Genomic DNA, 24,084 nt, shown 5'->3' on the forward strand with positions numbered 1-24,084 from the left:
AACCGGCACGGCCCGCGCTCGGGCCGGCGCAGGCCGCGCGACTCAGGTGCGTTTGAAGAACTCCACCTCGGCCAGCGCGAGGTCGCGTCCGGGACCCGTGCCGGCGGCGGTGCGGACGACGAGCGTCACGCGCACCACGTCGCTGACTCCGGTCACCACGGTCTGCGGGCCCGGCTTGTCGTTCAGGGTCACCTTCTGGTCCTTCACCTTTCCGTCCGACGCCGTGACCCGCAGGTCCAGGCTCGTGGGCCGGGCCTCCTGCAGGTACTGCTGCGGATCGGTGGAGCAGCCGGTGTGGATGATGAGGTCCACCAGCCGGAACGGGCCCGGGAAGGCGAAGGCGATCGAGTCCCCGAGCTGCGGCGCTCCCCAGTAGGTGTTCGTCAGGCCGTCGACGGCCGCCGACGCGGGATGGCCAGGGTCAGCGGCACTCGCCGAGACCGCCGTGGGGGTGATCGCCGACGCGCTGCGGAGCTTGTCCAGCACGTCCTGGTAGGCGTTTCGGCCGGCCGGGTACAGCACGATCCCCGCGACCACCAGCGCCACCACCACGAGCAGCGCGATGATCCGGCGCAGGGCGTTGCCGGAGCCGCCGATCCGCACCCGGCGGCGGAACGGCCAGCGGGTGCGCCACCACGGCAGGGCGGCCACGGGCGCGGCGACGGTGAGCGGCGCGGCGCAGCGCCGACAGAACCGCCGGTCGGGCCGGTTGGGCGTGCCGCACCGGGGGCAGGGCGGACCGTCCTGGGCGTCCTCGGCCGCCGACGACCGGACGACCGGGCGGGGCGCGACGGGCCTGGCGGGCTGCACCGCCACCGGGTCGGCCTCGGCGGCGGGGGCAGGCGAACTCGGCGGCTCGGCAACGGGCGTGGGGGGCTTCGGCTGCGGCTGGGGCTTCGGCTGGGGCTTCGGCTGCGGCTGCGGCTCGCCAGGAGTGCCGGTGTCGGTGGCCGCCTCGGTGGCGGGCTCGGTGGTCGCCTCGCTGGCGGGCTCGGTGGTCGGCGATGCCTGCCAGCCGAGATACGCACCGCAGTTGCCGCAGAAGTCGTCCCCGTCCTCGTTGGCCACTCCGCAGTCGGGACACGTACGCATCCGTCAGCTCTCCTCTCTCCCGGGTGGGCCGGGCAGAATCTGCACCCGGTAGCTGAGATGGACCGGGCAGGACGCCCTGACCACGGCCAGTACCTGTTCCTCGTCCACCTCCGGAGTGCGCTCGGGCCAGACGCGGACCAGCAGTTCCCCCGAGGGCGCGGGCGGCAGCGCGGGGGCCGGGCTGGTGGACCAGGCCACGCCGCCGCCGTCCACGATCTGCGCGCCGACTCCGAGGACCAGGCCCAGCCGTTCCTGGAGTCCGCGCCGGGTGCCGCGCCAGCGGTGCAGCTCCGTCGCGCGCTGGACCACGGTGCGGCAGACCTCCTCCGGCCAGGCGGGGTCGGCCTCCACGGCCAGCCAGGTCGCCAGCCAGGCGAGGAAGTCCGCCGGGGCCAGGCGTGGTTGGAAGTAGGCGGGCAGGTTGTCCAGGGTGGCGAAGACCGGGGCGAGGACGGTGTCCAGACCGGCCGTGAACCGCTGGGCGAAGTCGTCGTCGGCGTAGAGCGCGGGCAGCAGCTCGCCGATCGGGTGCGGGCTGGGCAGCCCCGGGACGGCGGCCCGGCTCATCCGCCCACCTCCAACTCGCCCATCACAGGCCGCCCGGGGCGACCGTGCTGACCGCCACCTGGTGCTGGTGGGAGAAGACCAGCGCGTCCGGCGCGACGTCGACCCGCTCGGCGGGCGCGCCCCGGCGACCGGTGACCGGGTCCGCCGGGAACAGGCGCAGTTCCTCCACCGCGGCTCCGCCGGCCACCTGCTGGAGCACGGCGAAGATCTCCCCGTACTGCACCGCCCGGCCGAACGGCCAACCCGTTCCGTCGGCGCCGCCGGACAGCGGGTCGAGGTAGCGGAACAGCGCCGCGAGCGCCGCCTCCCGCACCCGGTCGGCGTCCGGGGACCGGGTGGTGAGCCGGGCGACCACCGTCACCCCCTGGTAGTCCGGGGGTTGCACGACGAGCCGGGTGCCGATCAGCCGCCGCTCGTCGAGGGCCACCGCGATGGCGGAGAGCATCTGCTCGGCGGGGATCAGCTGCTCGAACCGCAGCCGGCCGCCCTCGTCCGCCACCGCGCCGGGCACCACGAGCACCCGCACCGCACCCGCTTCCCCCGCGACGGCCGGCACGCACTTGACCCGGGCCGCGGCCGGCGCGGCCTGCCGGGCGATCAGCTCGAAGTCCCCCGCGGTGACGGCCCGTTCCTGCAAGCGCAGCAGATGGGGGGCGCGCAGCTTGGCGTTCTCCACCGTCTCACCGTCGACCCCGCCCGTGGCCGCCTCGCGGTTGTCGACACTGGCCACGTACGGGACGGAGCTGCGCAGCACCGAGATCGTGCCCCGGGCGACGTTTCCGGCGCTCCCGCCGCCCGTGCGGTAGTGCGGCACCCGCAGCTGGGCCCCCTTGGGCGGCACCGCGCCGAAGGCGCGCAGGCTGCCGTCGGGCTCCCGGACGGCGGGCGGGAAGCTGAACTCCCCCGTGGTCGCGTCGATCACCACGTGCCGGTCGGTCGGTGCCGAGTCGCCGAAGTGCTCGACGGCCGTCCACCGCTCCCAGCCGTCACCGGCCGAGACCTCGACCGCCGGGGGCTCGCCGTCCAGCAGGACGGGCAGCCGCGCGAGGCGGAAGCGCTGGCCCGCGACCCCTTCCGAGGTGCCCAGCGGCGCGTCGGTCACGGACTGCGCGTGGCCGACGGTCGCGGTGCCGCCGACCGTGAACACCTCGGCCCGGCGGATCGTGGGGGACTCGGAGTAGAACGGCTGGCCCGGCGCCGGTTCGGTCACCCGGCAGCGCAGCCAGCCCGCCCGGCGCCCGGCGACCACCGAGGCGGCCTGCCCGGCGGGCACGAACACCACCACCTCACCGGGCCGGTTGAGGCCGCCGGTGGTGTCGGAGCCGGTCTCGCAGGCGATCCACCGCACGCCGTCCCAGACCTCCCAGACGATCGGCGGCTGCCGCGGGTCGACGCCGACGCCCTCCACCCGGCTGTCCAGCCGGACCACGAGGATGCACCGCGGCACGACGGCCGGCAGCGCGAAGAGCATGGCGTCGCCGACCTCGGGGCGCAGTTGGAAGCACGGCACGTCCACGCCGTCGGCCAGCCGGCCCGTGACGTCACTCTGGTCGCCCGAGACGGAGATGGTGACCAGCCGTTCGAGCGAGCTGGGGACGATGGGGAGGTCCTCGACCGTGGTGAAGACCACCGCCTCCTCGGTCTCGGTCCGCAGTGTGGAGACCTCGGTGCCCGCCCGCAGCAGGACGGTCTCGGGCTGCGGGGCCGACAGCCAGAAGTCGACCTCGGCAGTCGCGGCGGACGGTGGGAAGAGCCGGATGCCCAGCAGGTCGAGGAAGGCGGAGTAGTTCTTCTCCGGCACCCGGTTCAGCCGGTACAGGAGTTGGTCCACCAGGTAGGCGAAGGTCTCGATCAGGGTGACCCCCGGATCGGAGACGTTGTGGTCGGTCCACTCCGGCGCGCGCTGCTGCACGTAGCGCTTGGCCTCGTCGACGAGTTGCTGGAAGCGGCGGTCGTCCAGGTTCGGGGAGGGCAGCGCCATCAGCTCGCTCCCCCGTCCTGGGCGTCCGGGGCGACCGGGATGGTGTAGAAGGGGAAGACGAGGTTGCGGCGGTCGTTGGTGGACCGCACGGTGTAGTGCACGTCGATGTAGAGCGTGCCCTCCTCGACGCTGTCGAAGGCGATCACGACGTCGTCGACCTCGATCCGGGGCTCCCAGCGTTCCAGCGCGATGCGCACCTCGCGCGCGATCCGGCCCGCCGTGGTGCCGTCGCCCGGTGCGAACACGTACTCGTGCACGCCGCAGCCGAACTCCGGGCGCATCGGCCGCTCGCCGGGCGCGGTGCCGAGGATGAGCCGGATGGCCTCGGCGATCTCCCGGTCCCGGTCGACCATGCCGATGCCGCCGGTGGCGTTCACCCGGAGCGGGAAGGCCCAGCCGCGGCCGATGAAGCCACCGCTCATGCGACCGCCTCGCAGAGCTCGGCAGGCGCTTCGCGGCACGCGCACCTGCTAATGATGACCTCGCTCCGCTCGCTCATCACACCCCTCCGATCAGCACGTTGAAGGCGCCGACCACGATGGTGGCGCCGCAGACCGTCTTGTCCCCCAGCCGCGCCGCGGGCAGCCCGCCGATCAGGACCACGCCCCCGGCCGCCGCCGCGAGACTGGGCATCACCAGGTTGGCGGGCCCGAGTTCCACGTGCGGAACGCATTCGTGCAGGCTGCCGGTGACGGCGGCCGGCCGACCGCCGATCAGCACGGTCTCCACCGCGATGGCGCCGGGTGGCGCGGTGGTGAGGACGCCGCCGTGGTCGGTGGCGTCACCCGTCCGGGCTGCGGGAGGCATGTGCACTCTCCAATCAAGGTGGTTCGAGTCCAAGGTGGTTCGAGTCCAAGGTGGTTCGAGTCGATGGCGGCGGCGGTCAGTTGATCTCGACGAGGTCGGCCTTGAGCACCGCCAGCGCGCCGCCGTTCACCGTGACGTCCGTCTCGCCGTTGACGCTCACCGATGCCCCGCGCAGGTTCACGGCCGTCTGGCCGTTGACGGTCACCGAACCGCCGCGCACGGTGACCTCGCCCGTGCCGGCGTCGATGGTGATGCCGGACTCGGCCAGCCGCACCGAACTCGCCGCCGCCGCACCGCCCGCGCTGTAGACGGTCAGCACGATCTCGCCGCGCTGCTCGTCCAGCCTGACCTCCAACTTCTTGTCGCCGCTGGCCAGTCGGACGCCGGACGGGCCGCCCGGCACGTCCAGCAGTTCCAACCGGTTGCCCGAACGGGAGACCAGCGAGCGGCGGTTGACCTTGCCGGCGGCCGGGTCGATCAGCGGCACGTCGTGCGGCGAGGGCTTGTCGAGGCCGTTGTAGAGGCCGCCCAGCACGTAGGGGCTGTCCAGGCAGCCCTGTTCGAAGCCGACCAGCACCTCGTCGTTGACCTCGGGGCTGAACACGCCGCCGCCCCCCTGGCCACCCCACTGGACCGTGCGCACCCAGTCGGAGACGTAACTGTCGTCCAGCCACGGGAACTTCAGCCGGACCCAGCCGCGTTCCGCGCCGCCCGGCTCCCGGACGTCGGTGACCACGGCGATCGCCACCCCCGGCAGTCGCGGGCCGCGCGGCGGCGCGTTGCCGCCGGTGGCGAGCCCGGCCAGCGAGCGGTCCGGGGCGGCGCTGACCACCACGGTGGTGCGGTAGCCGCGGTAGGGCTCGAGCAGATGGCGAACCGCCGTGGCGGTGTAGCGGCCGGAGAAGGCGGCGCCGACGTTGCCCAGGGCGACGGGTGTGCCCGCCCGCAGCCTCGGGCTGCCCTCCACCACGGCCTCCAGCTCACCGAATCCGGCGGCGACCGAGGCGGCCAGCGACTGGGCCGCGGCCGTCGTCTCCGCCTGGGTGCGGTACGGCGTGTCGGCGGTGGTCAGCCGGCTGGGACCGGTGAAGGCGGCGGTCACCACCGACGGGCTGAGGCCCGGTTGCACGCTCTGGCCGGTCACCGACGGCTCGGTGGCGACCAGGGCGTTCTTGGTGGTGACGTTCCAACCGCGCACCTCGACCGTGTCCGCGCCGCCGGCGCCGGTCAGCACCCCGCGCAGCTCCAGCAGGTTGCGGCCGTACTCCAGGACCATCGGGTTCTGCGGCGCGGGGGTGCTGGGGGCCGGGGCGCCGGCCGCGGGCTCGGGCTTGACGAACTCCAGCAGCCCGTTGTCGTCCACCCGCACCTGGGCGCCGCTCTCCTGCGCCAGGTACTGGAGGAACTCCCAGTCGGAGACGTTGGCTTGCGAGAGCTGCTGGTGGACCACCGCGAACGCGTCGACCCGCCCGCACTCCAGCCCCGCGCCGGCGGCGACCTCGCGCACGATGTCCGCGGTCGTCATGTTGCGGAACGCCTTCACCCGACGCCCGCGCATCAGGCGGTGGGTGATCGCCGACGCCCGCACCACGGTGTAGGAGCCCGTCCCGTCCACCTCGAGCTCCAGCGCGGTCACCTCGCCGGCGAACAGCCGCACCTGCGCGTGCCCTTGGACGGTGACCACCGAGACCCGCAGCCGGGTCCCGATGGTGATCCCGGTCGCGGCAAGGAACTTGTGCTTCTCGTCGCGGAACGACAGGACAGCGGTGTCGGGCAGGCCGACGCTCTCCTCGATGTCGCAGCAGACCAACTCGGTCGCCCAGATCGGCGGCAGCGGACCCGGCGCCTCGACGACGGGCTCCGCGGCGAAGGACCGGCCACCGCGTGCCTCGGGAGTGGTCACGGCCGCCCGCCCTGGCCGAGTTCGTCGATGCCCGGCACGATCAGTTCCGTTCCCGGGACCAGCACCAAGGGGTCGTCGATGTCGTTGGCCTCGGCGATGGTGCGCCAGACCGTCGCGTCGCCGTACTCGCGCCAGGCGAGCAGCGGCAGGCTGTCGCCCGCGATCACCCGGTGGGTGCTGCGGGCCTCCGGCGAGCCGGAGGTCGGGTTCTGGCCCGCCGGATCGACGCTGGCCTCCTGGATGGTGAGCGAGCAACTGGCCCGCAGCGGCTTGCCGTCGACGTCGAAGAGCGTGTAGGTGACCGAGAGGCCGGTCAGCACCCCGTTGAACGAGGTGGTCTTCGAGGTGCCCCAGTCCAGCCGGATCCACGGGCTCGCCGGGGTCTTCTGCGCCAGGCTGCTCGGGGTGGGGACGCAGGCCGTCAGCAGCTGCTCCACGGCCTTCTCCACCGCGTCGTCGTGGGTCGCCGTCGCGTCCAGGAAGACGTCGAGGGAGAGCGTGCGCGGTCCGCTGCCGACGAACTCGGGCAGCGCGGACTGGCCCGCCATCCGCGACGGGGTGCGGCGCCACTCCGTGGACTTGCTCAGCACCAGGGTCGCCGGGTTGAACTGGAGCGGAAGCCTGGCGATCGTCCCGCCGGGCTGCGCGCCGACCGTCGAAGGGGGCTCCATGATGGTCAGTTGGGCGCGGGTGACACTCGCGGGGACCGCTGACGACATTCCGTACCTCCTTCCGTGGGGTTTCCTGTGAAGTGTCGTGTGAGCCGTTTCTGACGGTGCGTCATGACGGGCGCAGACCCACGTGCGCGATCTCCAGTGTCTCCATGGCGGCTTGGGAGTTGGCGGGGTCGAACGACGGGCCCTGCCAGCGCACCGGGACGATGCCGAGCACCTGCCAGCTGACGATGCGACTCAAGTCCGGCCGCAGCGCCACGATTTCGCCGTCCTTGGGCTCCACCCGGCGGACGATCTCGTCCAGCCAGCGCGCGATCTTGGCGGTGTCCGCGGTGACCGCGCGGGTCAGCGTGATGTTCGACCAGGTGATGCGGCCCGGCAGTTGCCAGGAGAAGCCGTTGTTGCCGCCCTCCGCGTACTGCTCGATCTCGACCTGGGCGCCGAGTCCCGAGCAGGTCGCGAACTCCCCCAGGTCGTTGCCGCCGATCGTGAGCGTGAAGAACACGCTCGTCGCGAAGATGTTGTCGGTCATCCCTGCCTCCGTCGTCTGCCCGCCGATACCCTGCCGCGCGCTCAGCGGCGACCGTCGTACGGCCGCCCGGCGCGCTCTCTTCCCCTGCGCAGTTCGGCGCGCAGCAGCCGTCCGACGGGTTCGATCAGGCGCCGGGCCAGTTCGTCGATGTCGACACTCGCGGCGGCCGCGACCGGTGAAGCGGTACTCCGCTGCACCGGTGCGGCGGCCGGGGGCGACGCGGTGGCCGGGGGCGCGGAGACGGTCGGCGTGCGGGCCGGTACCGCGGTCAACGGCACTCCGGACAGGCCCGCTTGCTCGGCCACCCGCTGCAACACCCGTGCGGTGGCGGCGGGCGAAGGCTGCGAACTCCAGGACAGCCCGGGAGAACCGGCCGCACCGTCGGACGGCGGCGTCGGCCGCGACACGGTACGCACCGGCGCGACGGCGGGACCCGGCGCCGCTTCCCGGTCCGCACCCACTGCGACCACGCCGCCCGGCGCGAGGCCGCGCAGCGTCCAGCTGACGCCGCTCGGCGGCTGCGTCTGGAACGGCTGCGCGGGCCGGGCACCGACCATCGGCAGCCGCTGGACCGCCGCCGGGGCCGCTCCCGGGGCCGCTGCCGCCGCGCTCGGCGGTGCGAGGCGTACCTGTACCCGGGGAACGCCCTGCGGGGCGGTCGCGGAGGCCGAGGTCTCGATGGGCGGCGGGGTGCGGTCGCCGCCGCGCACCCGCCGGGCGGGGGCTGCGGCAGGGGCTGCGGCAGGCGACGGGGCGGGCGACGCGGTGGGCGCTGAAGCGCTGGTGAGCGGCGCCGGTTGCGCGTTCGGTGCCGACGGGCGGGGACTGCCGGACACCGCACGCTGCACGCTCGGACGCTCCACGCGAGCGGCGCCGCGCTCCGGAGGTCGTGGGCTCGGCGGCGCCGCGTCGCCTGGGCCGACGGCCGTCGACGGGTGCGGGACGGGGGACGGGGCGCTCGGGGCTCCGGGGCGCGACGGCCTCAGCTCCGGCCCGGTACCGCCGGGGTTGACCGGTGACGCTGGTGACGCCGGTGACGCTGATGGCTCCGGGTGCGAGGCATCGGGTCGGCGGGCCGCCGCGCGCCTCGGGAGCCGCAGGACGGCGGTGGCGCGATGCCGCCAAGTCCCGCCTGTCGCCGACTCGGTGGCCGACCGGACGGCCGGCTGGGTGGCCGGCTGGTCGACGGTGCGTGCGGGCGGTTCCTGAGGCTGGTCCTGGCGCCAGACGGCCCGGACGACGGGTGTGGCCGACGCCGCCGCCCGGCCGGTGCCCCTGGCAGGCATTCCCGTCGTCGCGGGCACCGTCGCGGGTGCGACGAGGGCGAACACCGGCCGACGCTCACCGAGCAGTCCTCGCGCGCGCTGGATGGGCTTGACCGTGCGCGTCACGATGCCGCCGATCGGGATCGGCGAGCGTGCCGGGGCTGTTGGGGCTGTTGGGGCTGCTGTGGCCCCTGGGACAGCCGACTCGGCGTCGGTCTGCGGCACGACAGGCGGCAGGCTCCCACCGGTGCTGCGGGGGCGGCCGGCCGGCGGCTGCGGCGCAGCGGAGTCACCCGAACTCCTCGGCGCGGCGCCGTCACGCTGCCCGCCCGTGCCCGTGCGCGTATCCGCGTTTGGACTTCGGACACCGGAGACTGCGGGGAACCCGGGTCCGGAAGGTCCGTCAACAGCCCCGCGCTGGATCGCCGTTGCATCCGATGCGGCGTCGCGGGGAGTGCCTTCGCCGCGCAGCGCCATCCCGACCCGCGCGGCCGGCTGCGGTGGCGTGGGGACGGTGGGCGCGCCGTGCTCCCGCGCGGATCCGCTTCCCCCGGCCGTGCCGCCGGTCGGCGCCGTGCCCGTGATCCGCCGAGCGGGGCCGCGCCTGCCGAGCAGCGCGGCCGTGCCGCCAGGCACGCCTGCGGTCGGCGGCAGCGCGCTGAGGGGGGCGCCCAGTCCGCCACGGATGCGCGCGGGGGCGGCGTCGGCGCGCGACAGTGTGCTGGGCTGCGCACCGGGCGCTGCCGTGCGCGGTGCGACGGAGGAGCCACCGCCCGGAGCGGGCGCCCGCTGCACCTGGGTGGCGCCGGGCTGTCCGGGCACGGGGCGGGACTGTGCCGGTCCACCCGCTTGCGGGTCAGGGGCAGGGGCCGGGCCGACCGGTTGGGCGGCGGGCGAGGGGACGATCGGCAGCGGTCCGGACGCGGGGCCTGACGCGTCGTCGGCACGGCCGAGGTCGCCCGTCGTCGGCCGGGGCACAGCGCCGGCGGGCCGGGGCACGGCGGTCGCGGGCAGTGCGGCCAGCGGCGCGCCGAGGACCGGCCGCCCCGTACCGGCGCCGCCCGCCGCAGCACGCCGCAGCGCGCCGTCGGTGGTGTGCGGGGCCGACGAAGCGGCCGGCGAAGGGGCTGCTGCGTCGGCCGGGCTCGGGTCGGCTCCGGCTCGCCGCGCCACGGTCGGCATGGCGGGCTCGGGCGGGCGGGTGACGGCGGTCGGCTCCGCTGTCATGACGGGCTGCGCCACGACAGCGGGCCGCTGGGTCGGCGCCGCACCCGCAGGCCGCTCCGCCACGCGGGGCGGCACCACGGTGAGCGTGCGGGCGGGCAGCGTCCGGGGACGCCGCGCCACGATCAGCGGCTCGCCGACGGAGCGCGGCACGACGGGGCGAGGCTGCGGCGAGCGGGGCTTCGGCGAGCGGGGCTGCGCCGTGCCGGCCACGCCACCGGGAGCCGCCGGGGCGCCCGAGACAGCCGTACCGCCGTCGGCAGTTGCCGCAACGGCCCGCCCGGCGGCGCGGACCCCGGGAGCCGCCGGGGTGGCCGATCTGACGGGAAGCCGGCGGCGGACGGCAGCGGACCGCTGCACCTGCCGCACCGGCCCGGGCTGCGCTCCCCCGGGCTCCCCCAACTCCGCCGCTGGCTCAGGCCCCAACTCGGGTGCCTGCGGCGGCAGTAGGGCGTACCGCAGCGCGGGCCCGTCGGCGCCGGCGGAGGTCGCCGGACCGAGCGGCCGTGCCACCGCCCGCAGGATGCCCGCCGGAGCCGAGTCGAGCACCGCGTGGCCGAGCGTGCCGCACCGGGACGGGTCCTGCCAGGCGGCGAGCCGGGAGCGGAACCGCAGGCCGTCGCTGACCCCGGCCGCCGACCCCGAGACGGTCGTGGCCAACGGCGTCACCGCCCGCCAACCCCCGTCCCGGGCGCCGCCGGAGCGCTGCACGGCGGGCGCGGCGGGCGCGGCGGGCGCGGCGGGAGCGGCCGGAGCGGCAGCCCCCGCGCCCCCGGCACCCCGGCCCGTGAACCTGTCCCAGAACCCCATGCCGCTCACCCGCCCTCGTTGACACGGGTGTTGATCCGCGCGATCTCCCGCACCCACTGGCGGCGTTCACCGTGGGAGAGGTCGAGGATGTCCTCCCGCTGCCAGTGGAAGTGGTAGGCGATGTACGCGATCTCCTCGTACAGCCGGGTGGTCGCGTACGTCACGATTCCCCCAGGCGCCCACCAGCGAGGTCCACCTCGAAGGAACCGTCGCAGTGCGGGCAGGTCACCGCGGCGAGCGTGTGGCCCTCGCTGTTGATCCGCTGGTAGAAGTCCTGGAGGAACGCGACGTCGGTGGCGTACATCCGCTCGACGACACCGGCGTGCACGTCGGTGACGCTCCCGAGCCTGGTGATCACGTGGCTCAGCAGCACCACGCTCAGGTACGCCGGGTTCTCCTTGACCCGCTGGTCGATCTGCGGCATCAGCTCGTCGCGCGCGGTGGCCAGCCGCATCGCGCCGTGCCGGTGCAGCGTGCCCTCGTCGTCGACGTACCCGCGCGGCAGCTCGAACTCGAACTCGGTTCGCAGCGCGTGTCCCTGGGGCTCGCGCTGCCGCTGCGGCGCGCTGCTCGGCGGCGCCGCCGGAGCCGGTACCGGTGCCTTCTCCAGGAGTTCGTCCAGGCCGATCCGTCGCCTCATTCGACGGTGATCTCCTCGAACACGATGGTCACCGTCTCGGTCGCGGCATTGGACTCGCCCGCGGTGAGCGTGGGGCCCTGCCACCGGCTTGCCCAGGCGTTCATCAGCTGGATGCGCCGCAGGGTGGCGCCGGTGGTGTCCTTGACCTCGATGGTGAGGTTCTGCCGCGCGGTGTTGATCGCGCCGTTGTTGAGGGTCTCCTTGATCCAGTCCGTGAACGCCCCGCTCTTGTCGAGACCGCGGGTGATCGTCACCTCGCCCGGCAGCCGCGCGCCGGGCTGCTTGCGGACGATCAACTTGCCCTGCTGCGTGACCTGCTTGTACTCGACGACATCCTGGTCGACGGTGAGGTTGCTGATCTCCTTGACGGATTCGACGTTGTAGCCGCCGAGTTGGACGCCGAAGATATGTGTGGAGAGCGGATCGCCATCAGCCATGACTTGCTGTCACCTTCCGGTCTGTTCGGGCCCTGCTGGTCACTCGTTGACGAGGCTGGTGCTGTCGGAGAACTGGGCCAGCCGGAACACCACGAACTCGGCGGGCTTCACCGGAGCGACCCCGATCTCGCAGACCACCCGGCCGAGGTCGATGGACTCCTGGGGGTTGTTGTCGCGATCGCACTTGACGTAGAAGGCCTCCGCGGCGGTCTGGCCGAACAGCGCGCCGCGCCGCCACTCCTCGCTCAGGAACGCGGTGATGTTGCGGCGGATGCTGGACCAGAGCCGGTCGTCGTTGGGCTCGAACACCACCCACTGGGTCCCCAGCAGGATGGACTCCTCCAGGTAGTTGAAGAGCCGCCGCACGTTGAGGTACCGCCACGCCGGGTCCGAGGAGAGGGTCCGCGCACCCCAGATCCGGATACCGCGCCCGGGGAAGGCCCGCACGCAGTTGACGCCGATCGGGTTCAGCAGGTCCTGCTCGCCCTTGCTGAGCCGGATCTCCAGGTCCACCGCACCGCGGATGATCTCGTTGGCCGGCGCCTTGTGCACGCCGCGTTCGGCGTCGCTGCGCGCCCACACCCCGGCGGCGTGCCCGCTCGGCGGGACCAGGATGTTCCGGCCGCTGGCCGGGTCGAACACCTTGATCCACGGGTAGTACAGGGCGGCGTAGCGGGAGTCGTAGCCCGCCTCGTCGTGGCGCCAGTTGCGCGCCTGCTGCGCGCTCAGGCCCGGCGGGGTGTCCAGCACGGCGATCCGGTCGCCCATCTGCTCGCAGTGCGACATCACCGCCAGTTGGACGGTCCGCACCCCCTCGGCGTCGATGTCGCCGCGCTGGAAGGCGCTCATCAGGTCGGGCACCGCGACCATGGTGATCTCGTCGATCGCCTCCAGCCCGGCGAATCCGGTGCGGGCCGAGGCGTCGCCCACGTACTCGGCGGGGTCGAGCCGGGCGGCGGGGGCCGCCGTCGCGGGCGCGGGCGCGGGGGCGTCGGCGAGCGCGAGGGTCTGGCGCTCCGGGCGGCTCGGCGCGGTGCCGGGCTGCTCGGTGACCGCGACCAGCTTCGACTCCCGCAGCTGGGTGACGACGTATCCCTTGTTGTTCCGGCGGGTCGAGACCTCGTACGTCTCGACCACCGCGCCGCCCTGGTGGACCAGCAGCTTGAACCGGTCGTCCGGGACGTTCTCCCCTTCGAGGTCGGCGATCTCGACGGACACGCCGCCGCCCGCACCGGGCAGGGCCGAGAAGAGGAAGCCGGCGACCGGGGTGGGCGCGGGCGCCTCGCGGACCGGGACCGGTCCGCTGCCGGCGGCCGTCCGGGCGGACTCGCCGATCCGGACCACGAAGACGGAGCCGCCGCCGTTGGCGAAGAAGCCGTAGACGGCGTGCGCCAGGTAGGTGCCTTCGGTGAAGCCGCCGAACAGCTGCACGTACTGGTCCCAGTTGGTCACCAGGGTGGGCTCGTGGAAGGGACCGGTCTCGGCGAAGCCGACCAGGGCGGCGACGGCGGTGCCGACTCCCTCGATCGGCCGGGCACCGGACTGGACCTCCTCCACGTAGACGCCCGGGGTGAGGTACGACGGCATACGCGCTCCTTCGGGTGGCCCGATCAATTCGCCACCGAGTCTGCGGCCGGGGCGGCCTGTCGGGACATGTCCCGCGGTCCCGGACCAGGGGCAAGGACGCTGCCCCGGCGGGCATCGCGGCGGGTACTCAGCGGTCGGCGGCCGGCCTGCCCGGCGCGGGCTGCCCGGCGGAGTACCACGGCCCGAACTCGCTCTCCAGCACCAGCCGGCCGAGCTTGCGGTACTCCAGCAGCACCGCGGAGACCAGCTGCGCCATGCCCAACGGCCCGCCGGCCTCGGCGGCCAGGTAGGCCGCGGTCACCGCGCAGGCCCGGATGGAGCCGCCGGCCAGCTCGAAGTGGAGCGCGCAGAAGTCCAGGTCGAGGTCGTCACCGCGCGGGAGCTGCGGGCCGAGGCAGCGGTCCCACAGGGCGCGCCGCCGCTCCTCGTCCGGCACCGGGAACTCGGCGATGACGTCCAGCCGCCGGGTGAACGCCTCGTCGAGGTTGGCGCGCAGGTTCGTGGTCAGCACCGCGATCCCGTCGAAGGACTCCATGCGCTGCAGCAGGTAGGCGGACTCCACGTTCGCGTGCCGGTCGTGGGCGTCCTTGACCTGCGAGCGCTTCCCGAAGATCGCGTCCGCCTCGTCGAACAGCAGGACGCCGTTCACCTGGGACGCCTCGGTGAAGACCCGCTCCAGGTTCTTCTCCGTCTCACCGATGTACTTGTCCACCACGGTGGAGAGGTCCACGACGTACAGCTCCATGCCGAGTTCGGCCGCGACCACTTCGGCCGACATCGTCTTGCCGGTGCCCGACTCCCCCGCGAACAGCGCGATCACCCCGCGCCCGCGCCCGCCGCCCGGCCGCATCCGCCACCGGCCGAGCACCTGGTCGCGGTGCCGGGCGCGCAGCGCCAGCTCGCGCAGCTGGCGCTCGGTGGTTTCGGGCAGCACCAGGTCGTCCCAGCCGACCGCGGGCTCGATCCGCCGGGCCAGCCGCGCCAGTCCCGCCCCGTTCTGCGCCCGCACCGCGGCGCGCAGGTCGTCGGCGCGCACCGGGCGGCGTTCGGCCGCCGCCGTCCTGGCCGCCACCTCGGCGGCCCTGGCCAGCTGCTCCTCGTCCAGCCGGTACGGGGCGAGCGCCTCGGCCAACTCGCCGCTCAGCGCGGCGTACCCGTCCGGCGGCGCGCAGCCGTCCGCCGCTCCCGGCGGCCCGCTCAGCGCGCGCGCCCACTGCTCGGCCCGCCGGCGCGGGTCCGGCGGCGGCAGCACGATCACCACCGGGCTCTCCCGGGCCCAGGTCGGATCCCAGCCGTGGCTGCCGTGCGTGATCAGCGGAACGCCGGCCAGCTCCGCGCAGAGCTCGCGCAACAGCCGTGCCCGCTCAGGGCGTTCGGGTTCCAGGCCGTCCAGCGGGCCGAGCACCACGCCGCTGCCGCTGAGCCGCGCCTCGCGGGCGAGCGCGCGCACGACGGCCTGCGCGGGGCGGTCGGCGAGCGGGGCGCGGTCGGCGAGCGCGGCCAGGTCGACCAGCAGCGGCCGCCGGACCAGGCCCGCGAGGGCGTCCACCGCCAGTCGGCCGGCGCTGCCGCCCTGGTCCAGCAGGTGCACCAGGCCGCTGCCGCTCGACGCGGCGGCGCGGATCCGGCGGGCCGGCTCGGTGGCGCGGTCGGCGCCGGGCCGGCCGACCCGGACCACTCCGCGCAGCGCGCCGTCGAGTTCGTCGTCCCCGAGCAGATGGGCCGTCACCCGGTCGGGCACCCGCAGGCCCCGGGAGAGCAGCGGGCGTTCCGGCTCGGTGATCTCCAGCAGGCCGCCGGCGATCAGCGGGGCCTGCGCGGAGAACCGGAAGCGGCCGGCACCCGCCCCCGGCAGACCGCACAGTTCGAGCGCGAGCCCGATGGTCGGCCGGCGCAGCGTCAGGTCGTCGTTGAGGTAGCCGTAGAGCCGTTCGAACCGGGTGTCGAGGTCGGGGGCGATCGCCACCAGCAGGAGTTCGAGGTCGACCGGGAGCAGGCCGAAGGTGTCGATGAGCCGCTCGGTCCTCGATCCGGGTGGCGGCGCCGGAGGTTCACCGAGCTGCGCGCCGGCCCGGCCGTCCGGAGCGGCTGCCGCCAGGATCCGCTCCGCCGCCGCCGGGGTGAGGTACTGGCCGCGGTACGGGTCGTCCGGGTCCGGGTCCTCGGCCCTGCGCGCGCGGACCGCCGCGCTGACCCGCTGCTCGAGGCGGCCCAGCCGGTCCCACAGGTGATCGGGGCCGACCGAGGGCTCGCTGCTGACCGCCTCGACGTCGATGGTCATCGCGCCGCACCGCCGCGCCGCCGGCGACCGGGCGGCAACGGGCGCTGCCGCAGCGCCGCGAACCCGTCCGGACCGGGATCCGTGCCGTCGCGGTAGCGCAACCGGCGACCGGGGTCGCTGCCGCCGGCCTGGCCGGCCGCCTCTGTTGTCACGGATGCGTCGGAGGTGTCGGTGGCACGCAGCACCAGCCCCTCGGTGACCGGCGGCTGCGCGGGGCTGCGCCGGCCGGGCAGCGGGGCGAGCACCCGCAGGTCGATCGAGGGTTTCAACTCCCCGCCGAGGGCGGACCAGACGTCGGAGACCGAGGGCATGCCCTCGCTACTGCCGGCGATGTCGAGCCCGACGGTGAGCCCGAGTCCGGCGAGGCTGCCGGTGAGCAGCTCCGCCGGCAGCACATCCGATGCCGTCAGGCACTGCAGCGCCTGGGACAGCAGCCGGTGCTCGTCCTGCGGCCGGTTGGTCCACGCGGTCACCAGGTAGGCCAGTTCGAACCAGCGGGGTGCGGTGTGCCAGGCCACCAGCACGCCGTCCGCGTCATGCTCCTCGGCGGCGCCGGCCTGCCTGCGGGCCGTCTCCTCGCGGATCCCGTAGAGGAAGACGCTGACCGTCGGGGCGTTGCGCCGGGCGGCCCAGTCCCGGGTGGGCGGGTCGAAGACCAGCTCGACCCCGCGCTCGCGCAGACCGCTGTCGGCGAGCAGCAGCCGCAGCGCTTCGTCGACCTCGTGGATCACCGCCGCTCCACCTCCCCCGGCGGGCCGATGCTGCCGGCCACCACCAGGAAGGGGCAGGTCACCGGGGAGAACCCGGGACCGCTCGCGGTGATGGTCCGCGGCCCCGTCTCGTCCTTGGGCAGGATGAGCAGCTGGCCGGCGAAGGTCCCGTCGGCCCGGGCGACGGTGGGCGCCGCGGCGGCGGTGATGCCGGGCTGCCAGCTGAACCGCACCGGCACGCCCGGCGGGAAGTCGGTGCCGCGCACCGAGGTCACGAACCCGGGCTTGCCGATCGGCGGCACCGCGACGATGCGGGGCTGGAGGATGCTCAGCGGGGTGCTCGCCAGGTGGTCACCCGGGTCGGCGTCGGTGCCGGTGGTGGTCAGCACGGTGGTGATGGTGGTCCGCAGCGCCGCGTCGGGTGAGAGCACCACCTGCACGACCTCGGTGCCGCCCGGCGAGAGGTCGCCCAGCTCGCACACCCCGCCCGGACAGCCGGGCGGCAGCGGCTCGGTGGGGACCCCGGCGGGCAGTCCGAGCGACAGGCGCAGCCCGGTCGCCAGCGCCTGGCCGCTGTTGCGCACCGTGTAGCTGACGGTCACGTGGCCGCCGACGTATCCGGGATCCGGCTGCGCGCCGATCGACACGCCGGGGCCGGCCTTCGCCGGGGGCGGCCTGAGCTGCGGTGACAGCGAGGGCGCCGGTGACGAGGGGGGCGCGCCGGAGGCGGGCGGCGAGGAGGGCGGCGGTGACACCGGGGGCGGCGCGGCCACCACGGGCACCACCGTCTGCGCCGCGTTGTCTCCGGGGTTCGCGTTGACCACCGACCCGGTGACGCTCCAGCCGAACTGCTGGTCGCCGAGCTGGGTGCCGATGACGGTGGCGGTCACCTGCACGCTCGCGCCCGGTGCCAGGGTGCCGAGGTCGCACCGCAGCGCCCCGGCGTCGCACTGCCCGACCGGGGCCGTCAGCGCGCCGAGTCGGGCGCCCGCCGGTACCGATGCCGTGAGGACGGTGCCCGGCGAGGGCGCGGGTCCGTGGTTGGTCACGGTGATGCCCACGGTCGTGCTGCCGCCCGGCACGACCGCGGGCGTGCTGGCCGGCGCGCTCAGCGACAGGTCGACCGACTGCTGGACGCTCGGCTCCTTCTGCCGTCCCGGCAGGTTCCAGTCGACGGGGGTGAGCTGACCGGTCGCGAAGTCGTAGACCGACAGCCCCTCCGGCGAGTTCGGCGCCAGCGCCCGGCGGGAGGTCAGCACCAGCTGCGAGCCGTCCGCCGTGTAGGAGACGTCGCGGGGCTGGAACGGGCCGGTGGCGGAGGGGTCGGGCAGCGGGTTCAGGCAGGCGTTCTTGTCCTGGCTCAGCCCCGCGGGCAGGATCACCGTGCAGCCGGTGCCGGTCGACGAGATGACCAGGATGCCGTCCTGCTGGTTGTCCCCGCCGTCGCCGCCCTTGCGGTTGAACGCGATGCTCCGGCCGTCCGGCGAGAACGCGGGGCTGTCGTCGATGACGGCGCAGGCGCCTGGGCAGGCCGTGCGGCTCAGGTCGGTCTGCTGGCCGAGCGCGTCGACGGGGACGGTCCACACGTGCTTGTTGCCGCCCCGGTCGTCGATCACCTCGGTCCTGGTGAAGACGAGCAGCTTGCCGTCCGGGGACCAGGAGGGCTGGGCGTCGTAGGCTCCCTGCTGGTCGGCCGGCGGCTCGATGGTGCCGACGATCGCGCCCGTCGACACCTGCGCGATCACCACCCGTCCCGGCCCGGAGGCCGCGCCGACCCCGCCGGGCGAGGTCCGGGTGAAGGCGATCAGCGTGCCGTCCGGGGAGATCTCCGGGTCGGTGTCCCAGTCGTTCGGCCCGCGCCCGGCGATGTTCATCGGCTGCGGATCGGAACCGTCCGCATTGGCCAGCCAGATCCGTTCGATCCGGCCGGCGGGCGAGTCCTCGAAGCGGGTCACCACGATCTGCCGGCCGTCCGGGGTGTAGTCCTGCCGCTCGAACCACGGGTCGTAGCCGGGGGCGGGGTTGAACAGCGGGTCGACGTCGGGATTCGTGTTGGTGTCGGCGGCCGGGTCCTCCCGCAGCACGCTGATGCCCAGGTCGCGCGGGTCCGTTCCGTCGGGCAGCATGTCCTCGACGTCGGCCACGTCGGCGGCGGCGGCGCTGCTCTCCGCCACCACCGGCCCGCCCTGGCTCAGGGTGCCCAGCCAGGTCGGTGTCGCGATCAGGCGGTCGTCGCCGTAGATCAGTTGGGGCGGGGTGCAGGAGCAGGTCGGCGCGCGGTACACGTTCTCGAACGGCGTCGGACCGCCCTCGGCCCGGTTGGGGCTCAGGAAGAGCACCCCGCTCCCGTCGGGCAGCCAGGCGGCCGATCCGGTCTGCCAGTCGGAGCCGGTCGCGGGGAAGAACGCCTTGTCGCCGCCGGTGGGCGAGGTGAGCCGCAGCGAGGGACCGGTCTGGCCGCCCTGGTCCCAGGTGTAGACGATCTGGTTGCGGTGCGCGTCGTCGTCCACCGGGTTCCAGGCCGGGTCGATGGCACTGCCGGTGGTCACGTCGGTGATCCGCGTCGCGGCGCCGCCGGCCAGCGGCTGGACGTAGATCTGGAGGTGCGCCGGGTCGGCGTCGCAGGTGTACGCGACCCAGTCGCCGTCCGGCGAGACCGTCGGCGACGTCTCGTTGGAGGAGGTGTCGGTCAGCCGGCGCAGCCCGGTGCCGTCGCTGCCGACCACCCAGAGGTCCCGCTGCTGCTGCCCGTTGAGCCCACCGGGTTCCAGCGCGTCGAACACGACGGACTTGCCGTCCGGGGTCAGCGTCGGGTCGGCGGTGTCCATGCCGGTGGTGAGCTTGTGCACCGCGCCGGACGCGTCGCGCAGGTACACCTGGGGCTTCGGCTCGTCCCGCAGGCTGGTGAAGACCAGCTGGCCGCCGCGCGCCGAGGGGTCCTCGTCGAAGTGGGCGGGGCCGGGCCCGAACAGCGGTGTGCTGGAGGCCGTCCCGGTCACCTGCGCCAGGCTGCGGTGGTCGGTGCCGGCGAAGAGGATCCGCCCGGCGGTCGACGGGTCCGCGGCGGCCGCCGGGACCGGGCCCGCCGCCTGCCCGCCGGGGCCGGCGGTGCCCAGCGTCACCACGGCGGCGGCCACGGACAGCACGATGGCGGCGGCGGCTCTCGCCGACCGCCGGATGGAGCGGGGACTACCGGTGGCGCCGATCACGCTCAACCTCACAGACCGAGAAGGGCGTTGCTCCCGGCAGTCTCCCCGGCCCGGGTGCCCGGGGACAGACCCCAGGTACCCGAGCCGGGGGTAGCGGGCGGTGCCCCCGAGGGCAATCCGCCACTGCCGGTCGGTGCCGGGCCGGGCCGGGCGGTCACGGGCCGTTCGCTGCCGGGCCGTTCGGTGGCGGCTCGGAGGCTCGGGGGCCGGTCGGTCTCAGATGAGACCGTGGCGCATGGCGTACCCCACCGCGTGGGCCCGGTTGCGCAGCCCCAGCCGCGTGGTGATCTCGTGCAGCACGTTCTTGACCGTGCGTTCGGAGTACGAGGTCTGCGCCGCGATCTCGCCGGTGTCGAAGCCGTCGGCGACCAGCCGGAGCATCTCCGCCTCCCGCGCCGTCAGGGTGGACAGGGTCAGGCCCCGGGGGTCGAGCATCGTGCGCTGGAGGTTCCCGACCCGGTCGAGCAGCCTGCCCAGCAGGTCCCCGGGCATAACGCCCTCACCGTTCGCCAGGGCCGTGACGAGGTGCACCAGCCGGTCCTGGTCGGCATCCGAGCGGCGCAGCACGGCGGCGACCCCGCACTCGATGACGGTCTGCAGCCCGCCGGCCTCGAAGTGGCCCACCACCAGGCCGGTCCGGCTCGAGGTGCTCAGCCGCAGCCCGCGCAGCCGTTCGGCCACCGCCTCGGTCAGCCGGTCGACCACCATCAGGGAGACCTCGGCCTTCGCGGCCTCGGCGTCCGTGAGCAGCTCCACCTCCGGCCGCTGCCGCAACTGCTGGACCACACCGGTGTACAGGATGATGTCCTCCGCGTACACCGCTACCAGCACCCGGCTCGGCTTGACCCGCGGCTGGGCGGATCCATCGGGTCCGGGCCGCTGGGCGGGGACGAACTGCGGTGCCACGGCAGTCTCGTGGGGTGTGTCGATCGTCGTCATCAACCGCTCCGTTCTACTTCTACGGCGCCTATGGACGTGTGGTGCTGCCGACCGGGCCGCCCTGTCGCGAGGTCGGCCGGGGGCATCGGTGGGGCGGGGGCGACAACACCGGGCAGGGCCGGATTGTTCGCGCGGGCAAGGCGTCTGCCCGTGGCTTGCCCGCGCGTCCCTCTCCCCGGGGTGTCCGGCGGTCCTACCGTCGCGACATGACCACATCCGCCGAACTCGGCCTTCCCGCGCTGACGGTGTCGCCCGGAGGGGTGGCGACGACGACCCTGACCGTCCGCAACGAGACCGACATCGTCGAGGCGTACTCGCTGGAAGTGGTCGGCGCCTGCGCCCCGTGGACGACGGTCGAGCCGGCCCGCGTCTCGCTCTACCCGGGAACCTCCGAGACGGTGACGGTGCGCCTGGCGCCGGCCCGCTCCCCGGACGTGCGGGCAGGTGAATTCCCACTCGGTATCCGGGTGTTGCCGGCCGAGCGGGCTGATCTGGTGACCGTTCCCGAGACCACGGTCACCGTCACGGCGTTCCACGAGCTGCGCGCCGAGCTGGCACCCCGGCGCCGCCGCGGCTGGCTGCGCGCGCGCTACCGGACCTCGGCGCAGAACCTGGGGAACGCGCCCACCACGGTGGCCTTCACCCCCGCACAGGCCGGCGAGGACCTGCGCTTCCGGGCCGCCCCGAGCTCGCTGCGCCTGGAGCCCGGCGAATCCGGCGAGGCCCGGTTGCGGGTCCGCACCCGCAAGTTGATCTGGTTCGGCAAACCGGTCACCCGGGCCTTCGAGGTCACCGCCGGCCAGGACGTCGCGGCCGCCGACCAGGGCAAGCCGGCGGCGGCCGAGCGCCGGCCCGTGCTGAACGGCGAGTTCGTCCAGCTCTCGATCTTTCCCAAGTGGCTGCTCGCGCTGCTGGCGGCGCTGATCGCGCTGCTGCTGGCCTGGTTCGCCCTGGTGCGGCCGGCCGTGCAGAGCTCCGCGAAGCAGGCCGCGGCGCAGGCCGTCGACCAGAAGGTCGCGGCACTCGCTCCGACCCCCACCCCCGTAACCCCGCCGGGCTCGACCGGCGGGCAGCCGAGCGGCCAGGGCCAGCCGGGCGCCGGGCAGCCGAGCAGCACCACCGGCGGCGGCGGTTCCGGCACGGACGCCGGCCCGGCGGTGCCGGGGACCGGCCAGCAGAGTTCGGCCACGATCGACGTGCAGACCGCCGGCGGCGGCTCCGCGGTGGGCAGTTACCAGGTACCGCAGGACAAGGTCTTCGGCATCACCGACATCGTCATCGCCAACTTCCAGGGCGATCAGGGATTGTTGACCATCAAGTTCGGCGATCAGACGATCACGACCATCGCCTTGGAGACCTTCCGCAACCAGGACTACCACTGGGTGACTCCCATCAACGTCTCCGCGGGCCAGACCGTGACGGCGAGCGTGACCTGCCAGCAGCCGGGCACGCCGGCCTCGGGAAAGCAGGCCTCCGGGTGCCACGAACTGCTCAATGCCAGCGGAGAACTGAGCGATCTCAAGCCTTGAGGCGGCGTGCAGGGCAGCCCTCCCTTCCCCGAACGGCCCGTCCGGAGGTCTCCGGACGGGCCGGGGCCGGTACCGGCCCCAGGGGCGTCGGTCGCCCGGACCTGCCGGCCGGAACCGACCGGTTCATCCGTGCATCACCACTCCCCCTTTGCTCCCCTTCATACTTTCTTACACCATGCCCCTGCCAACCCAGCAGGCTCGGTAATGCCGGTGCGAGAAGTCGATTCCAGCAGTACAGGACTCAGGTGGGACAACGGAAAACCGAGCGGTGCCCCGAGCCGCCGGGGGTGCGGATTATCCGCCCGGGACAGTCAGCACGTCCCTTTCGAACAACGAAGTATGCCCCGGTGAACAACTGACTCATCGCCAGGCCCGTTGTAACGTTACGGGGTTGCGCGGCCCGGCCGTCAGGAGAACCGCATCGCACACCGACCGCTGCGGACCGGCGCACCGACGGAAAGGACCCTCGCCGTGCGCGCTCACGAAGCATCCCGAGAAGCCGGCCACGGCAGCCCGCCCAGGAGCGCCCAGCCGGCGCGGCGGACGCCGCACCCGTCCCCGGGCGTCCGGGGACCGGCGGCAGCGCTCGCGCTGCAGCGGACGGTGGGAAACGCCGCCGTGGCGCGCATGATCGAGGAGGAGCGGCGCGGGTCGGGCGGCGACCCCGCCCCGGTGCGGCAGGACGCGGAGCCCGTCCAGCGCTCCTCGGTGCACCAGGTACTGCGCAGCGCCGGGCGGCCGTTGGACGGGGCCACCCGCCACGAGATGGAGTCCCGCCTCGGCGCCGACTTCTCCGACGTGCGCCTGCACACCGGCAGCACGGCCCGCGCCTCGGCGGCCGAGGTCGGCGCCCGTGCCTACACCTCCGGCAACCACGTGGTGATCGGGGAAGGCGGCGCCGACCGGCACACCCTGGCACATGAGCTCACCCATGTCATCCAGCAGCGCCAGGGGCCGGTGGCGGGCACCGACAACGGCGCGGGCCTCAGGGTCTCCGACCCGTCCGACCACTACGAGCGCGAGGCGGAGGCCAACGCCACCCGCGCGCTCGCCACGCCGCTCGCCGCCGACCGCGCTGGGGCGTTCGGCGACGGCGTGCCGCCGCCGGAGGCCGGGACCCAGGTGCAGCGGACCGGGGCGCGACGGACCGGGGCGCAGCGGACCGCAGTGCAGCGGATGCCCCCCAAGCGCGACACGGACACCGCGGAGATCAGGGGGAACAGCCCGCCGCGCCGCCACACCCGCGCCAAGTCCCGCGCGGAGAACCTCGATCTCAACCGGCCCACCCTGGAGTTCGAGTCCAGCTATGACGGCCCGCAGGAACAGCGGATGCACGCCAACCAGAGCATCGGGTTCACTCAGGTGGCCAAGCTGAAGAACCCCGAGGGCGCCCCTCAACGAGTCTCCACCAACTACCACTTCTGGCAGGAGGTCACCGACTCCAACACGCAGATCGTCGAGGCCGACGGCCCGCACGGCCAGGACTCCGAGCGCCCCTGGGCGCAGGACGGCCCCTACCGCCCGCCCTACACGAACCCGGTCATCACCGACGCCCAGAACAGCATCAGCTTCACCGACGACCCCGGTTTCTCCACCAACCGGAGCATGACCTCCGGGTACTGGCTGCGGTCCTACCAGGTCTCGTTCCGCTGGAAGGTCGCCCGGAGGACGGGCGCCTGGAACCGGAACCTGCCGAGCTGGACCAGCCCCGTGGTCACCCACACCCTGGAGTCGGTCTTCGACCCGGAGAACCCGGAGGCGTCCGCTCCGATCACCCATGAAGCGGCGGGAGACCACACCTGGGCCGTCGACCTGTCCGCGGTGGGCGACGCGTAGGGCCCATCCAGCCTCGGGTCCTGTCCGGCGAGCCGGGAGCGCGGCGACTCCGGGTCAGCGC

The 24,084-nt window shown here is 74.2% G+C and carries 20 protein-coding genes; 3 read left to right on the forward strand and 17 right to left on the reverse strand.

What is annotated here, in order from left to right; translation table 11 throughout:
• Positions 1-42: 42 nt before the first annotated feature.
• The 9 genes from OG403_RS06795 to OG403_RS06835 all read right to left on the reverse strand — a co-directional run bounded on the left by OG403_RS06795 (position 43) and on the right by OG403_RS06835 (position 8,266).
• Positions 43-1,092 (reverse strand): NADase-type glycan-binding domain-containing protein, encoded by a 1,050-nt coding sequence (locus OG403_RS06795; protein WP_329562248.1) that lies wholly within the window; start codon positions 1,090-1,092, stop codon positions 43-45.
• Positions 1,093-1,095: 3 nt separating this feature from the next.
• The gene (locus tag OG403_RS06800) at positions 1,096-1,659 is read right to left on the reverse strand and encodes a phage tail protein (protein ID WP_329562250.1); all 564 of its coding nucleotides are present in this window, start codon (positions 1,657-1,659) and stop codon (positions 1,096-1,098) included.
• 22 nt (positions 1,660-1,681) lie between these two features.
• Positions 1,682-3,640: a putative baseplate assembly protein gene (locus OG403_RS06805; protein WP_329562251.1), complete on the reverse strand. Its 1,959-nt coding sequence runs from the start codon at positions 3,638-3,640 to the stop codon at positions 1,682-1,684.
• On the reverse strand, positions 3,640-4,062 hold the full coding sequence (locus tag OG403_RS06810) for a GPW/gp25 family protein (RefSeq protein ID WP_329562252.1): 423 nt from the start codon (positions 4,060-4,062) through the stop codon (positions 3,640-3,642). The genes OG403_RS06805 and OG403_RS06810 overlap by 1 nt, the downstream gene beginning before the upstream one ends.
• Positions 4,063-4,138: 76 nt before the next feature.
• Positions 4,139-4,447 carry a PAAR domain-containing protein gene (locus OG403_RS06815; protein WP_329562253.1) on the reverse strand — a complete coding sequence of 103 codons (309 nt, stop codon included), beginning with the start codon at positions 4,445-4,447 and terminating at the stop codon, positions 4,139-4,141.
• A gap of 76 nt (positions 4,448-4,523) precedes the next feature.
• Positions 4,524-6,350 carry a VgrG-related protein gene (locus OG403_RS06820; RefSeq protein WP_329562254.1) on the reverse strand — a complete coding sequence of 609 codons (1,827 nt, stop codon included), beginning with the start codon at positions 6,348-6,350 and terminating at the stop codon, positions 4,524-4,526.
• Positions 6,347-7,069 carry a CIS tube protein gene (locus OG403_RS06825; RefSeq protein ID WP_329562256.1) on the reverse strand — a complete coding sequence of 241 codons (723 nt, stop codon included), beginning with the start codon at positions 7,067-7,069 and terminating at the stop codon, positions 6,347-6,349. Before OG403_RS06825 ends, OG403_RS06820 begins: the two co-directional genes overlap by 4 nt.
• 61 nt (positions 7,070-7,130) lie before the next feature.
• Entirely contained in the window at positions 7,131-7,556 is a 426-nt protein-coding gene (locus OG403_RS06830) for a phage tail protein (protein ID WP_329562258.1), read from the reverse strand.
• Positions 7,557-7,597: 41 nt separating this feature from the next.
• Positions 7,598-8,266: a hypothetical protein gene (locus tag OG403_RS06835; RefSeq protein WP_329562260.1), complete on the reverse strand. Its 669-nt coding sequence runs from the start codon at positions 8,264-8,266 to the stop codon at positions 7,598-7,600.
• A 2,302-nt stretch (positions 8,267-10,568) separates the two neighbouring features.
• On the opposite strand from OG403_RS06835, the gene OG403_RS06840 reads away from it, so the two are divergent.
• Positions 10,569-10,877: a hypothetical protein gene (locus OG403_RS06840; protein WP_329562262.1), complete on the forward strand. Its 309-nt coding sequence runs from the start codon at positions 10,569-10,571 to the stop codon at positions 10,875-10,877.
• Here OG403_RS06840 and OG403_RS06845 read toward each other — a convergent pair.
• The 8 genes from OG403_RS06845 to OG403_RS06880 form a co-directional block, all read right to left on the reverse strand.
• Positions 10,861-11,019 (reverse strand): DUF6760 family protein, encoded by a 159-nt coding sequence (locus OG403_RS06845; RefSeq protein WP_329562264.1) that lies wholly within the window; start codon positions 11,017-11,019, stop codon positions 10,861-10,863. The genes OG403_RS06840 and OG403_RS06845 overlap by 17 nt on opposite strands.
• Complete coding sequence (locus OG403_RS06850) at positions 11,016-11,495, reverse strand: hypothetical protein (protein WP_329562266.1); 480 nt, start codon at positions 11,493-11,495, stop codon at positions 11,016-11,018. The genes OG403_RS06845 and OG403_RS06850 overlap by 4 nt, the downstream gene beginning before the upstream one ends.
• Positions 11,492-11,932: a phage tail protein gene (locus tag OG403_RS06855; protein WP_329562268.1), complete on the reverse strand. Its 441-nt coding sequence runs from the start codon at positions 11,930-11,932 to the stop codon at positions 11,492-11,494. The genes OG403_RS06850 and OG403_RS06855 overlap by 4 nt, the downstream gene beginning before the upstream one ends.
• A 39-nt stretch (positions 11,933-11,971) precedes the next feature.
• A complete protein-coding gene (locus OG403_RS06860; protein WP_329562269.1) occupies positions 11,972-13,519 on the reverse strand; it encodes a phage tail sheath family protein in 1,548 nt (515 codons plus the stop codon).
• Between the two features lie 127 nt (positions 13,520-13,646).
• Entirely contained in the window at positions 13,647-15,800 is a 2,154-nt protein-coding gene (locus OG403_RS06865; protein WP_329562271.1) for an ATP-binding protein, read from the reverse strand.
• Positions 15,797-16,531, reverse strand: a complete 735-nt coding sequence (locus OG403_RS06870; RefSeq protein ID WP_329562274.1) for a DUF4255 domain-containing protein — start codon at positions 16,529-16,531, stop codon at positions 15,797-15,799. The genes OG403_RS06865 and OG403_RS06870 overlap by 4 nt, the downstream gene beginning before the upstream one ends.
• Positions 16,528-19,656 (reverse strand): hypothetical protein, encoded by a 3,129-nt coding sequence (locus tag OG403_RS06875; protein ID WP_442911051.1) that lies wholly within the window; start codon positions 19,654-19,656, stop codon positions 16,528-16,530. The genes OG403_RS06870 and OG403_RS06875 overlap by 4 nt, the downstream gene beginning before the upstream one ends.
• A gap of 279 nt (positions 19,657-19,935) precedes the next feature.
• Positions 19,936-20,658, reverse strand: coding sequence for a helix-turn-helix transcriptional regulator (locus OG403_RS06880; protein ID WP_329562278.1), 723 nt, complete (start codon positions 20,656-20,658; stop codon positions 19,936-19,938).
• Between the two features lie 206 nt (positions 20,659-20,864).
• On the opposite strand from OG403_RS06880, the gene OG403_RS06885 reads away from it, so the two are divergent.
• Together OG403_RS06885 and OG403_RS06890 are read left to right on the forward strand one after the other, a co-directional pair.
• Positions 20,865-22,187, forward strand: coding sequence for a COG1470 family protein (locus tag OG403_RS06885; RefSeq protein ID WP_329562280.1), 1,323 nt, complete (start codon positions 20,865-20,867; stop codon positions 22,185-22,187).
• A 627-nt stretch (positions 22,188-22,814) separates the two neighbouring features.
• Positions 22,815-24,023, forward strand: a complete 1,209-nt coding sequence (locus OG403_RS06890; protein ID WP_329572152.1) for an eCIS core domain-containing protein — start codon at positions 22,815-22,817, stop codon at positions 24,021-24,023.
• The last annotated feature ends 61 nt before the right edge of the window (positions 24,024-24,084 follow it).

The organism is Kitasatospora sp. NBC_01266, from assembly GCF_036242395.1.
Taxonomy (GTDB): domain Bacteria; phylum Actinomycetota; class Actinomycetes; order Streptomycetales; family Streptomycetaceae; genus Kitasatospora.

Excerpts from the sequence above, each read along its gene's own strand:
- OG403_RS06795 (WP_329562248.1), bottom strand. The coding sequence starts at position 1,092 with ATGCGTACGTGTCCCGACTGCGGAGTGGCCAACGAGGACGGGGACGAC.
- OG403_RS06800 (WP_329562250.1), bottom strand. The coding sequence starts at position 1,659 with ATGAGCCGGGCCGCCGTCCCGGGGCTGCCCAGCCCGCACCCGATCGGC.
- OG403_RS06805 (WP_329562251.1), bottom strand. The coding sequence starts at position 3,640 with ATGGCGCTGCCCTCCCCGAACCTGGACGACCGCCGCTTCCAGCAACTC.
- OG403_RS06810 (WP_329562252.1), bottom strand. The coding sequence starts at position 4,062 with ATGAGCGGTGGCTTCATCGGCCGCGGCTGGGCCTTCCCGCTCCGGGTG.
- OG403_RS06815 (WP_329562253.1), bottom strand. The coding sequence starts at position 4,447 with ATGCCTCCCGCAGCCCGGACGGGTGACGCCACCGACCACGGCGGCGTC.
- OG403_RS06825 (WP_329562256.1), bottom strand. The coding sequence starts at position 7,069 with ATGTCGTCAGCGGTCCCCGCGAGTGTCACCCGCGCCCAACTGACCATC.
- OG403_RS06830 (WP_329562258.1), bottom strand. The coding sequence starts at position 7,556 with ATGACCGACAACATCTTCGCGACGAGCGTGTTCTTCACGCTCACGATC.
- OG403_RS06840 (WP_329562262.1), top strand. The coding sequence starts at position 10,569 with ATGCCCGCCGGAGCCGAGTCGAGCACCGCGTGGCCGAGCGTGCCGCAC.
- OG403_RS06850 (WP_329562266.1), bottom strand. The coding sequence starts at position 11,495 with ATGAGGCGACGGATCGGCCTGGACGAACTCCTGGAGAAGGCACCGGTA.
- OG403_RS06855 (WP_329562268.1), bottom strand. The coding sequence starts at position 11,932 with ATGGCTGATGGCGATCCGCTCTCCACACATATCTTCGGCGTCCAACTC.
- OG403_RS06860 (WP_329562269.1), bottom strand. The coding sequence starts at position 13,519 with ATGCCGTCGTACCTCACCCCGGGCGTCTACGTGGAGGAGGTCCAGTCC.
- OG403_RS06865 (WP_329562271.1), bottom strand. The coding sequence starts at position 15,800 with ATGACCATCGACGTCGAGGCGGTCAGCAGCGAGCCCTCGGTCGGCCCC.
- OG403_RS06880 (WP_329562278.1), bottom strand. The coding sequence starts at position 20,658 with ATGACGACGATCGACACACCCCACGAGACTGCCGTGGCACCGCAGTTC.
- OG403_RS06885 (WP_329562280.1), top strand. The coding sequence starts at position 20,865 with ATGACCACATCCGCCGAACTCGGCCTTCCCGCGCTGACGGTGTCGCCC.
- OG403_RS06890 (WP_329572152.1), top strand. The coding sequence starts at position 22,815 with ATGATCGAGGAGGAGCGGCGCGGGTCGGGCGGCGACCCCGCCCCGGTG.